A 12,305-nucleotide genomic window follows, 5' to 3' on the forward strand; every position below is an offset into this window, starting at 1 on the left:
AAGGGGATAATCCGATGCAGCGCTTTTCGGCTCTTTCGCTGTTCCGTCATGGCCTCGGCCGGCATCAGGGGTGGAAGCCGCAATGGCGGCAGGCCAGCCCGAAGCCAACTTACGACGCGATCATCGTTGGCGGCGGCGGACATGGGCTGGGCGCTGCCTATTACCTCGCCAAAGTGCATGGCATCCGCAACGTCGCGGTGCTGGAAAAGGGCTGGATCGGTGGCGGCAACACGGGTCGCAACACGACGATCATCCGCTCGAACTATCTTTTCGACGAAAGCGCCCGACTTTACGACCATGCGGTCAAGATGTGGGAGGGTCTGAGCAAGGAGCTCAACTACAACGTCATGTTCTCGCAGCGCGGCGTGATGATGCTGGCGCACAACGTCCACGACATCCAGTCGTTCAAGCGGCACATCCACGCCAACCGCATCAACGGCGTCGACAACGAATGGCTGACGCCTGAAGCTGCGAAGGCGTATTGCCCGCCGCTCAACATCGATCCCAAGGTTCGCTATCCGGTGCTTGGAGCCGCGCTCCAGCGCCGCGGCGGCACCGCACGGCACGACGCGGTCGCCTGGGGCTATGCGCGCGCGGCGGACGCGTTGGGCGTCGACATCATCGAGAACTGCGAGGTCACCGGCATCCGCCGCGACGCATCGGGCGCGGTCAGCGGGGTCGAGACGACGCGCGGCCTTATTGCCTCGCGCCGGATCGGCGTTTCGGCTGCGGGGCACAGCAGCGTCATCATGGACATGGCGGGCGTGCGGCTGCCGCTAGAAAGCTATCCGCTGCAGGCGCTGGTTTCCGAGCCGGTCAAGCCGGTGTTCCCCTGCGTGGTCATGTCGAACACGATCCATGCCTACATGAGCCAGTCCGACAAGGGTGAGCTGGTCATTGGAGCCGGAACCGACGTCTATACAAGCTATACCCAGCGCGGCGGGCTTCATATCGCGACGCATACGCTAGAAGCGATCTGCGAGCTGTTCCCGCAGTTTCGCCGGATGCGGATGTTGCGCAACTGGGGCGGGATCGTCGATGTCACACCCGATCGCTCGCCGATCATCGCGAAGACGCCGGTGCCGGGCCTCTACATCAATTGCGGCTGGGGGACTGGCGGCTTCAAGGCGACGCCGGGCGCCGCGCACCTTTTCGCGCACACGATTGCCCGCGACGAGCCGCATCCGATCAACGCGTCATTCACGATGGAACGCTTTCGCGACGGCTTCATGATCGACGAGGCGGCCGCCGCCGCCGTCGCGCACTGAGGGATGCCATGCTGATCATCGATTGCCCTTACTGCGGCGCGCGGCCCGAACTGGAATTCAGCTATGGCGGGCAGGCGCACATCGCCCGTCCGCAACATCCGGCCGATCTCTGCGACGAGGATTGGAACGGCTATCTCTACGTACGCGACAACCCCAAGGGGGTACACGCCGAGCGCTGGCGCCATATCCATGGCTGCGCCCGGTTCTTTAACGCGCTGCGCGATACGCGCACCGATCATTTCCTCGCCACCTACAAGGTCGGCGAGCCCGCGCCCAAGGTGTCAAGGCCATGACCTCCAGTTTCCGAACCGCTTCTGGTGGGCGCGTCGATCGCGACCGCCCCGTGAACTTCACGTTCGACGGCAAGGCCTATGTGGGGCTGCATGGTGACACACTGGCCTCGGCGCTGCTTGCGAACGGCGTCCATCTCGTCGGCCGGTCGTTCAAGTATCATCGGCCGCGCGGCATCGTGGGCAGCGGGGCCGACGAACCCAATGCGCTGGTCGGCGTTCGCCGCGATGCTGCGCGCTATACGCCCAACCTGCTGGCAACGCAGGTTGAGCTGTACGACGGGCTGGCTGCCGTGAGTCAGAACCGGTACCCCAGCCTCGAGTACGATTGCATGGCGGTGAACGACACGCTGCTTGGCCGCTTCATTCCAGCCGGGTTCTATTATAAGACCTTCATGTGGCCCAAGGGTGCGTGGGACAAACTCTACGAGCCGCGCATCCGCAAGGCGGCTGGCCTCGGCGTCGCGCCGACTGCGCCAGATCCCGATGTCTATACCCAGCGTTACGCCCATGCCGATATTCTTGTCATTGGTGCCGGTCCCGCAGGCATCGCCGCGGCGCAGCAGGCGGCGGCAAGCGGTGCGCGGGTCATCCTCGCCGACGACCGGCCCGCGATGGGCGGATCGCTGCTCGCGGCGGCCGACACGACGGTCGACGGCGAGGATGCGCGCGCATGGCTGCGGGGTTCGCTCGCCGCGCTCGCGGCGCTTTCCAATGTCACGATGCTGCCGCGCACGATCGCCTTCGGATATTATCCGCACAACTGGATCGGCCTTGCCGAAAAACTGACCGACCACCTGCCGTACCCCGCGTCCGGCCAGCCGCGCGAGCGGCTGTGGCAAGTGCGCGCCAGGCAAGTGGTCATCGCTGCCGGTTCGATCGAACGCCCGCTGGTCTTTCCCGACAACGACCGGCCCGGAATCATGCTGGCCGATGCGGCCCGGACCTATCTACAGGAATATGGGGTCATGGTCGGGCGCAAGGCGGTGATCGTCGCGGCGCATGACAGCGCCTATCGCGTTGCGCACGAACTGCGCGCCGCAGGGATCGAGATCGCCGCCATTGTCGACATACGCAGCCCGGTACCGGCGGCCCAGAGTGCGCGTGACGCGGGGTTGCGCGTCCTTTGCGATGCCAAGGTGGAAGGCACCCGAGGACGCCTGCGCGTCTCTGCAATCACGATAACCGCCGACGGCAAACGCGAAACGCTCGCCTGCGATACCGTGCTGATGGCAGGCGGCTTTACGCCCAGTGTCCACCTTTTCTCGCAATCGCGCGGCAAGCTGGTCTGGGACGAGGCCATACAGGCCTACCTCCCCGGCGAGTCGGGCGAGGCCGAACGCTCGGCAGGTGCGTGTCGGGGCCGATTCGCTCTTTCGGAAGCGCTTGCCGACGGTGCCGAGGCCGGGCGATCCGCCGCGCGCGACGCCGGCTTTTCGCCGATGGACCTGCCGATCCCGTCCGCGCAAGGCGCCCGTGCCTGCGGCGGCGGTGGACATATCGGTGCGGTGCCGACCGGCGCCGACCTCAGCCGGGCCAAGGCCTTCGTCGACTGGCAGAACGACGTCACTGCCAGGGACATCGCGCTGGCCGCGCGGGAAGGTTTCCTGTCGATCGAGCATGTCAAGCGCTATACCACCACCGGCATGGCGACCGATCAGGGAAAGTTGTCCAACATCAACGCGCTGGGTATCGTTTCGAACGTGACCGGGCGCTCAATCCCAGAGATCGGACTGACCACGTTTCGTGCGCCCTACACGCCGGTCACGTTCGGCACGCTGGCCGGCAAGGCGCGGGGCGACCTGTTCGATCCCATGCGCGTCACCGCGATCCATGACTGGGCAGCTGAACACGGCGCGGTGTTCGAGGATGTCGGCAACTGGAAACGCGCGCGCTATTTCCCGCGGCACGGCGAGGACATGCACGCTGCCGTCGGCCGCGAATGCCTTCAGGTGCGCAATCAGGTGGGCATCTTCGACGCTTCGACGCTCGGCAAGATCGAGGTCGTCGGGCCCGATGCGGCGGAGTTCATGAACCGGTTTTACGTCAACGCCTGGCTGAAGCTGGGCGTCGGCAGGTGCCGCTACGGCGTTCTGCTGCGCGAGGACGGTTTCGTGCTCGACGACGGCGTCGTCGGTCGCCTCGCGCCCGACCGGTTCCACGTTACCACCACCACTGGCGGCGCGGCACGCGTACTCGCCATGATGGAAGACTATCTGCAGACCGAATGGTCCGACCTAAAGGTTTGGCTCACCTCCACGACCGAGCAGTGGTCGGTTATCGCGGTGCAGGGTCCAAAGGCGCGCGCGGTGCTTGCCCCGCTCGTCACTGGCATAGACCTGTCCGCGGAGGCTTTTCCGCACATGAGCATCGCCGATGCGCAAATCTGCGGCGTCCCGATGCGGCTGATGCGCGTCAGCTTCACCGGCGAACTCGGTTTCGAGGTCAACGTGCCGAGCGGCCATGGCCGCATGGTGTGGGAAGCCATTTGGGAGTGTGGGCGCTCGAACGGCATGTTGGCCTATGGCACCGAGACGATGCACGTGCTGCGTGCGGAAAAGGGCTTCATCATCATCGGGCAGGAAACCGACGGCACGGTAACGCCCGACGACGCCGGGCTCGGCTGGGCGATTGGCAAGGCCAAGCCGGATTTCGTCGGCAAGCGCTCGCTGGCGCGCCCGGCGATGATTGCGCCTGATCGCAAGCAACTGGTCGGATTGCTGACCCACGATGCCGCCACGGTTCTCGAAGAAGGCGCCCAGATTACGGACCCTTTGGATCCGCGCGCAGCAATCGGCCATGTAACGTCGGCGTATCACAGCGTTGCCCTCGGCAGATCGATCGCCCTGGCATTGGTGCGCGGCGGTCGCGCGCGGATGGGTCACACGCTGCACGTGCCGATGCCCGACGGTGCGATAACGGCAGAGGTCGTCCAACCCGTTTTTCTCGATCCTGAAGGGGCGCGTATCCATGTCTGACCCGACCGTTGCATCGCCCTTTCTCGGTCTCAGCCAGACGATCAGACCGCTGCCGCATTTCAGTCGCGCGATTTTGCGGGTCGGTTTGAAGGACGTCGCGCGCGCCTCCGAACGGCTCGATCTGGCCTTGCCGATCGCGGCCTGCACGGCGACCGGCGGATCGGCAATGGGCGCGCTGTGGCTTGGCCCCGACGAATGGCTGCTGATCGGCGAAGCTGGCCTCGGCAACGGCCTCGACTGGATGGCGGGCATCACGGAAAAACTCGGAGATGTCGTCTGCTCGCTGGTCGATGTCAGCCACCGCCAGGTCGCGCTGGAGATCAGCGGCGAGCGGGCCGAAATCGTCCTCGCCTATGGTTGCGCGCTCGATCTTTCGATTACTGCTTTCCCGGTCGGGATGTGCACGCGCACGATGTACCACAAGGCCGAGATCGTATTGTGGCGCAAGGCGCCCGACCGGTTTCACCTTGAAGTTTGGCGCTCGTTTGCGCGCTACGTCGAGGCGCTGGTACGCCAAGCCGAGAGCGAGGCCTGACCAACCAAGTTCGCATTTTTCATCGTCGGTGGCTTAGGATGAGCGGATCCCGCTTATAGTCCTTCGGCAATATCTTGAAATGCCTTCGGAAGGCGACAGTGAAACTGTTCTGATATTCGTAGCCCAGCGCTTCGGCTACGAAAAGGATCGAATTGTCTGATTTGCGGAGCAAATCCAACGCGTGCTGCATACGAAGCTCATTCGCGAACTGCGAAATACTCTTTCCAAAAAGAGCCTTAAAGCCGCTTTTGAGTTTCGTTGCACTGAGCCCGACCGCCTTCGCAAGCTCGTCGATCGTCGGCGGCGGGGTATATTGGCTGCAGATATGTTCGCGTGCCTTCCTCAGGCATCGTACATCGATATCCGAAAGGCGACAGATGTTGGTCGAGTCATTGTGGGCGTCTTCAAGCATTGACATGATTTCGCACAACACCATCATGACGAGTGCCTCACCGCGCACAAGATCGCGACCCGTCTCGATTCCAAGCGACCAGAGTTCACGGACAAGCTCGATAAGTTTTGGATAACAGGCCATTCGCAAGAAAAAGAGCCCATTTCCTTGCGGCGCCAGCCCGGTCGCGACAGCACTCGGCAAGGTTGCTGTATAATCGCCGAAATAGCGTTCAAGCGCAGAAGGACGCAGATATATTGTCATCGAGCTTTCTGGCTCGTTCGCCTCGAGTCTCTCCATGACGTTCATGCCTTCCGGCTGACGCCAGACAAGGAGTGCGCCCTTATCGACGTCCACAGTCTCATTCCCAGGAATCTCGGGGTAAAGACTTAAACGTCCTGACAGCCGAAAATGAAGTTCGATAAAATCCTGCCCGGTGACAGCCGCGAGGGCGCCTTTGGTGAACGAGACGTTCGTGTTGAGCACGAAAAGATCGTCAGAAAGTCGAATTACTCCGCAGGAGCCCGCCTCAAAATCCGAACTGAATTGCTGCCGGGTACCAATCAGCTTACTGCTCGGGCGTAACAACGTCGAAACGACTGAGCCATCCGGATTTTCTTCCAAGTCGTCGAAAACGTCCTGCAGGCAGGATGCCCCTCTGAACCGACCTTGACGGACCGAAATTGGCGCGCAAGGGGAGCCCCTTGCATCTATCAATCCCCTGTTCATCCACATCCTCCGATCGGCCGAACCCTATAGGCTCGTGGTTTCCACGGCGTCGTCGACATTAGTGCATGTCACGGTACAGCGCTGTATTGTAATGTCCAGAACGATTGCGTTACGTTGATTTATGCCGCAGTGTCGCATGGTAGGACTGGCGCATGCGGTAGCCGAGCGATGACATGACTGACGCTACGACTTTGGCAAGAATTTTTCCACGTCATTGGCTGCGTGATCCGGGCGCCCCAACCCTTGTTCTGCAAGCATTGAGGCGCGGCGCAAAAAAACAAATTTAGGGAGTCAGGCGGAAACTTTAAGTCAATAGGCTAATAGATGGCTGGTTATTGGACATTATGCGCGCGTTGCCTGATGTTCGGCTCTTTGACGCCGGTAAGGTCGCATGGCGGGTCCTAAAATCACTACCGAATCGCCTATGGAGCTTCACTTGATAGTAGAGGAGTGAGATTGGTGGACGAAGGCAGGATCGTGAAAGATGGTTTAATATGCTTGCAGCCGTCAGTCGTATATCGACGGGAAGGTATGGCTATAAGGCCTTGGCGCTCACGCGCTTCAATCTCGACGATCGCGCGTAGGGCAGCCTAAAATGAATAACATAGTGAATCGCCGGACAGCGCTTCTAGGGCTTGGAACCTTGGGTGGCGTCGGCCTTTTGCGAGCGCAGGAGTTGCGAGCCATGCAACCGGGCGCCCCAACCCAAACGGGGGCCGTCACGATCGACAGGGCAGCCGAAAAGGTCATGTACGTTTCGAATGTCCACGGGGGAAACGGCAAACTCGGAATCAAGTTCTTCCCATTCGATGGTGGCCCGGATCCCACGCACTTTCTGATTTACACCATCCCACCAAATGCGAGCGAAGGCGTACACGTCCATCTAGAGGACAACACCAACAACGAGGGTGTGTTCGATGAATATTATTACATCATCTCAGGTCAAGGGATGATGCTGGTTGGCGATGAGCGAATAGAAGTGACGACCGGAGACCATATCCATACGCCGATCGGCGTTCCCCACGGCATCGAAAATTCGTCATCGACTAGCACCCTTAGTGTCTTTCTGACCTTCATTGACAAGGCGCCCGAAGGAAAACGGACGAAAATGAGGTGACAGGGTGAAAGTGGTTCGGATTTAATTTTAGTAGTTCGGATGGCATCAATGCTGTAGCCCTTGTCCGCAAGTAGGGCATTTGGCATCTTCTCGTGTCGGTCGATTAGGCCATCATACGCTTTGCAGCCTGCCACCTCACCGTCATGCAAGCGGCCGGCTTGTCCAGCGGTGCTGACGAGACGCACATTGATGAACTCCAGAGGGTTGAGTCAGAAGGAGTGGCCCTTTCATCAGCCATTTTGTACGCGTTTTGCGTGGCTGACAGGTACGGATTTCTGCAGCTTTCGGAAAAATTTGACGGCATCGATTTTGTTTCCTTTTGTGGCCCCAAAATCGTCCGGAAAGGGAGGTCGGAGTGGGCATCGGTGGATGGCCGATATCCACTTTTACTCGATTTAGAATGTCTCGCGAGCAATACAGGGTCGGAACAATTGGGTCCCGGGGGCTCGACGCCGGCTATTCCTGCTATTTCAAGCGGGGGACATTACGGCATTGAAAGCGCCGAGCCTCTCTTCGGCTCCTCGAGTGATCGGCTCATGAGTACGCCGTCGATGCCATTGATTCCTGCCACGATCGCCATATTCACGAGGGGCCGAGAGCGCTTGCGCCACATCCACGGCTGCGCGCGCTTGTTCAACGCTGCACGCGATACGCGGACCGAACAGTTCCTCGCCACCTACAAGGTTGGTACGCGTGCCGAGGTTTCTCCGACGTGAAGACGCATGATTTCCGCATCGGCAGCGGCGGGCGCATCGATCGTGCACGCTCCCTAAGGTTTCGTTCGACGTCAAAAGGTTTGGCGCGACGTGGGCACTGCGAGATGCCGCGTTCATTGAGGTCGGCGCCGATGTCGTTGCTATCGAAACTTTATCGGCGACCAGCGCGCCGGACCCGATGCCGTCGATGAGCGGAGCAACGCCAATCGTATCAAAGCGGTTGCCGGGCATCAGGCGGAAGCGGCCAAGGTTGCCCAGCACATCGGGCAGGGCCAGAACCTTGGTTGTCATACCGCCTTTTGAGCGGCCTATGGCCTGGTTCTGATCGGCCTTTTACGCCTGATTTTCGATCGGGCTAAATAAAGGCTACGGATTTAGCCTACGGGCATGATGTGTCTCTTTGTTCTGTTTGATTGGCGGGAACAAGGCATGTGGCCTGATCATCAACGTAAATTCGTTCAAGTCTTTGTTGATTTCCATTACAGTGAAGGCTCGTTTGCTTGTCTCTAGGATGAAGAAGCATTTACGGGAAGGAGAGAGCCTGCCGAGAATGGTTGATCAGAGCGCATTGGACGATTGGTTTCGACGGGAGGTGCTTCCTCTCGAACGGTCGCTTGCGCGCTTCGTTCAGCGCAATTGGAGAGTGAAAGAAGAGGTAATGGACCTCGTACACGACATCTATGTGCTTGCCTTCTCAGGTGCTCGCGCCAACATGCCGGCGAATACCCGCCAATATCTTTTTACGGTGGCGCGCAACCATCTCATCAATCGCGCGAAGCGCGCGCGGATCGTTTCATTCGATCTGGTGGCCGATTTGGAAACGATGGACCGGCACTCCGATCTTTTTGATACCGAGCGACACTTGAGCGCGCGAGAGGCGTTGCGCCGCGTGCAGGCGGGCCTGGAAAAACTGCCCCCCCGCGTGCGCGAAATTGTCTGGCTTCGCAAGGTGGAGGGGTTAAACGTTCGGGAAACCGCCGAGAGGTTAGGGATTGGCAAAGACGCGGTCAATCATCAGGTGATGATGGGAATGAAGGCGCTGACGGATCACATGCTGGGTGGGGCCGGTAAAATCATTCGCCGTCGTTCTGCCGCACCCCCGAAGGAGGCGGACCAGTGAGCGGCGTGCGAGAGGCCCAGGACCGCGCGGCGCAATGGATTGTCGCGCGCGAGGAGCCCGGTTGGTCAGACGAGGACCAGGCGGCGTTCGATGCGTGGCTTGCCGCATCCGATCTTCATCGCGTCGCCTGGTTGCGGCTTGACGAGGGTTGGCGGCAGACCGGCCGCATCCGCGCGTTGGGTGCGCCCGGAATGCCGCCTGCCGAATTTACACCCTTGGTGTATCGTACATCCAAAAGGCGCTGGTTGTTTCCTGCCTCGATCGCCGCGTCACTGATGGTGGTGGTAGGGCTGAACTGGAACAACGCGCCGGTCAGCGAGACCATGGCGGGATATCACACGCCCGTGGGTGGCCACCGGCAACTCGCACTGGCGGATGGTAGCAAGGTTGAGCTCAACACCGCCTCGTCGGCCCGTGCCGCGCTCGATACGGATCGGCGCGAGATATGGCTCGATCGGGGAGAGGCCTTTTTCGATATCGCGCACGATCCGAGCCGTCCTTTCATTGTCCACGCCGGCAGCCGCGAGATAACCGTGCTCGGCACCAAGTTCTCTGTTCGCCGCGACGGTGAAAGAGTTACCGTCTCCGTGTTGGAGGGCCGCGTACGCATCGACGAGGTCAGTGGCCCTGGTATCGGTCGCTCCACCACTATCACGGGCGGCGACATCGCAGTGGCGCAGGGGGAGGCGACGTTGGTCACGGCAAAGTCCGACCAGCGGGTGGAAGGCGCGCTGGCCTGGCGGGAAGGCATACTCAGTTTCGATCAAATCCCGCTGGAAGACATTGCCGCTGAATTCAACCGCTATAATCGCAAGCGTTTGATCATCGATGGCGCGGAAGCGGCGGAGATACGGATCGGCGGAACATTTCCGTTATCGAAGCCGCGCGCCTTCGCGTCTTTGTTGCGTGATGCTTACGGCCTGCGGGTCGAGGAAACCGACGACGCGATAAAAATTTCGCACTGAGCATTACAGCAATACAGAACTGCATTGTCTTCACTCTTTGAGGGGCCGCTGGGAGGCGGCTGTGAAGAGGGGGGATCATGAACATCGGCATCATTCCGGCGGAGTCTTTGGCGGGCCGCTGACCTGTTTTCGCTGTTGTGCGGACGGGGCTGGGCTCCGGTGCAGGTGCAGAAAGCACGGTAGCCGCAGAAAACTTGCAATTCTGGAGACGAAATGAAAATCGACATTCGCGACACGGCCTTGTTCAAAGAGGCGACGGCAATGTTCGCCGCCGCGCGCCAGCCCGGCACGGGCAAAATCTGCGATGCGGCCGAAATCGCCGTTTCCCCCGATGGCAAGCAGGTGATTTTTTCAGGCGTGATGATGGAAACGTCCGAAGGGCTTCCGAAAACACGCATCTGTCGGTTGGATACGGCTGGCGGCGACATTCGCGTGATGACGTTTGGCCCCAACGCGGATCGTTCGGCGAAATTCTCCCCGGACGGCAGGCGCATCGCATTCCTGTCGGACAGGCGGAAGGCCGGCGATTTCCAGCTTTATCTTCTGGACCCGGCGAGCGGCGCTGCGTCTTCCACGCCCACGATCGATGGTTGGGTGGAATATCTTCACTGGTCGCCCGACGGCACGCGCATCCTGCTCGGCGTTGCCGGGCATGGCGCCGATATTTCCGGAGGGCAGGGCGCGATCGCGAGCAAACAGGTGGAGACGGCTACGCCTTCATGGACGCCGGACGTTCAGACCGGCGAGGAAAGCTTCCGGTGGCGGAGCGCGTTCGTCTACGATCTCGCCAGCAATTCGGCGCGCCAGGTGAACCCGGACAATCTGAACATCTGGGAAGCGAACTGGTGCGGCAAGGATGCCATCGGCGCCGTGGCTTCGCCGGGGCCGGGCGAAGGCCTGTGGTACGATGCGACGCTTCATGTAATCGATATCGAAACGCGCGAAAGCCGCGAGGTTTACAAGCCGGGCGATCAGCTCGGCTGGCCCTCCGCTTCGCCTTCGGGCAAGCGGCTTGCCATCGCCGAATCCTTCTGCAGCGACCGCTGGCTGGTCGCGGGCGATCTGCGTATCGTGGATACGGAAACCGGAGACGTCCGCAAGGTCGACACGGACAACATCGATGTCACGTACACGGAATGGCGATCCGACGACACGCTGCTGATTTCCGGTCAGCGCGCCTTCGAGGCGGTCGTGGCGCTTTACGATGCGAAATCGAACAGCTGCAAGGTCGTGTGGTCGAGCGAAGAGATCACCACGGGCGGCCGCTTCGTTCAGGTTGCCGGGTTCGGCGATCAGGGCGACTGCGCGCTGCTGGGCGAAACCTTCACGCGCGCGCCCGAAATCGCCGTCATTCGCGACGGCACGTATCAGCCGGTGAAATCGCTGGAAATCGGATTTGCCGAGGAGCTCAAGGACATCACGGCAGAGCAGGTCGTGTGGACGGCTTCCGATGGTCTCGAAATCCATGGATACATCCTGAAACCGAAGGGCTCGGGCCCGTTTCCGGTCATCCTGCACGTGCACGGCGGGCCGGTATGGCACTGGCGGCAGAACTGGCTCGGCCGCAGCCTCGCGCTTCCCTTCGTCATGCTGTTGAAGCGCGGGTTCGCGATTTTCTATCCCAATCCGCGCGGCAGCTCGGGACGCGGGCAGGAATTCACACGCGGTGTGTTCGGCGATCTGAACGGCGCCGACACCTATGATTATCTTTCCGGTTTGGATGCGCTGGTGGAACGCGGTATCGCCGACCCCAAACGCCTGGGCGTCACCGGCGGCAGCTACGGCGGCAACATGTCGTCGTGGCTGATTACGCAGGACGCGCGTTTCGCAGCCGCCGTTCCTGTAGCACCGCACAACAATCAGGTCACCGAACGTCTTGTCTCCAACATTCCGCACTTCATGGACATGATCCTGCAGGACAGTTACACGAACACGGAGGGCAAATATTACACGCGCAGCCCGATCATGTTCGCGCAGAACGTGAAGACGCCGACGCTGAACATCGCCGGCCTGCTCGACAAGTGCACGCCGCCGGAAGAAGCCGTGCAGTTCCATAATGCCCTGCTGATCAACGGGACGAAATCCGTGCTCGTGATCTATCCGGAAGAGGGCCACGGCATTCGCAGCCTGCCCGCCGCCGCCGATTATTCCGCACGGCTCGTAGATTGGTTCGAACAGCATCTCAAGGAAGCATGA

Annotated in this window: 9 protein-coding genes and 1 pseudogene; 8 read left to right on the forward strand and 2 right to left on the reverse strand. The window is 60.8% G+C overall.

Annotation, left to right across the window (positions count from 1 at the left end):
* Positions 1–14 precede the first annotated feature (14 nt).
* Genes DFR51_RS03860 through DFR51_RS03875 form a run of 4 tightly spaced genes read left to right on the forward strand, consistent with a single transcriptional unit; the run spans position 15 to position 5,071 of the window.
* Positions 15–1,268, forward strand: a complete 1,254-nt coding sequence (locus tag DFR51_RS03860; protein ID WP_121047701.1) for a sarcosine oxidase subunit beta family protein — start codon at positions 15–17, stop codon at positions 1,266–1,268.
* An 8-nt stretch (positions 1,269–1,276) separates the two neighbouring features.
* A complete protein-coding gene (locus DFR51_RS03865) occupies positions 1,277–1,561 on the forward strand; it encodes a sarcosine oxidase subunit delta (RefSeq protein ID WP_121047702.1) in 285 nt (94 codons plus the stop codon).
* Positions 1,558–4,536: a sarcosine oxidase subunit alpha family protein gene (locus DFR51_RS03870; protein WP_121047703.1), complete on the forward strand. Its 2,979-nt coding sequence runs from the start codon at positions 1,558–1,560 to the stop codon at positions 4,534–4,536. The genes DFR51_RS03865 and DFR51_RS03870 overlap by 4 nt, the downstream gene beginning before the upstream one ends.
* Positions 4,529–5,071, forward strand: a complete 543-nt coding sequence (locus tag DFR51_RS03875) for a sarcosine oxidase subunit gamma (RefSeq protein ID WP_121047704.1) — start codon at positions 4,529–4,531, stop codon at positions 5,069–5,071. The genes DFR51_RS03870 and DFR51_RS03875 overlap by 8 nt, the downstream gene beginning before the upstream one ends.
* A gap of 19 nt (positions 5,072–5,090) precedes the next feature.
* Here DFR51_RS03875 and DFR51_RS03880 read toward each other — a convergent pair whose 3' ends face one another.
* Positions 5,091–6,086, reverse strand: coding sequence for a helix-turn-helix transcriptional regulator (locus DFR51_RS03880; RefSeq protein ID WP_243446535.1), 996 nt, complete (start codon positions 6,084–6,086; stop codon positions 5,091–5,093).
* Between the two features lie 790 nt (positions 6,087–6,876).
* Here DFR51_RS03880 and DFR51_RS03885 point away from each other — a divergent pair.
* The gene (locus tag DFR51_RS03885; RefSeq protein WP_160119151.1) at positions 6,877–7,308 is read left to right on the forward strand and encodes a cupin domain-containing protein; all 432 of its coding nucleotides are present in this window, start codon (positions 6,877–6,879) and stop codon (positions 7,306–7,308) included.
* 822 nt (positions 7,309–8,130) lie between these two features.
* On the opposite strand, the pseudogene DFR51_RS19590 reads toward DFR51_RS03885, so the two are convergent.
* Positions 8,131–8,348, reverse strand: a pseudogene (locus tag DFR51_RS19590) (IS5/IS1182 family transposase); the annotation flags it as partial.
* Positions 8,349–8,535: 187 nt separating this feature from the next.
* Between DFR51_RS19590 and DFR51_RS03895 the strand changes: the two are divergent.
* The 3 genes from DFR51_RS03895 to DFR51_RS03905 all read left to right on the forward strand — a co-directional run bounded on the left by DFR51_RS03895 (position 8,536) and on the right by DFR51_RS03905 (position 12,305).
* The gene (locus DFR51_RS03895) at positions 8,536–9,144 is read left to right on the forward strand and encodes an RNA polymerase sigma factor (protein WP_243446536.1); all 609 of its coding nucleotides are present in this window, start codon (positions 8,536–8,538) and stop codon (positions 9,142–9,144) included.
* Positions 9,141–10,109: a FecR family protein gene (locus tag DFR51_RS03900; protein ID WP_121047706.1), complete on the forward strand. Its 969-nt coding sequence runs from the start codon at positions 9,141–9,143 to the stop codon at positions 10,107–10,109. The genes DFR51_RS03895 and DFR51_RS03900 overlap by 4 nt, the downstream gene beginning before the upstream one ends.
* A gap of 213 nt (positions 10,110–10,322) precedes the next feature.
* Positions 10,323–12,305 carry a S9 family peptidase gene (locus tag DFR51_RS03905; RefSeq protein WP_121047707.1) on the forward strand — a complete coding sequence of 661 codons (1,983 nt, stop codon included), beginning with the start codon at positions 10,323–10,325 and terminating at the stop codon, positions 12,303–12,305.

Origin of the sequence: Sphingosinicella microcystinivorans (assembly GCF_003634215.1) — a bacterium.
Taxonomy (GTDB): Bacteria; Pseudomonadota; Alphaproteobacteria; order Sphingomonadales; family Sphingomonadaceae; genus Sphingosinicella; species Sphingosinicella microcystinivorans.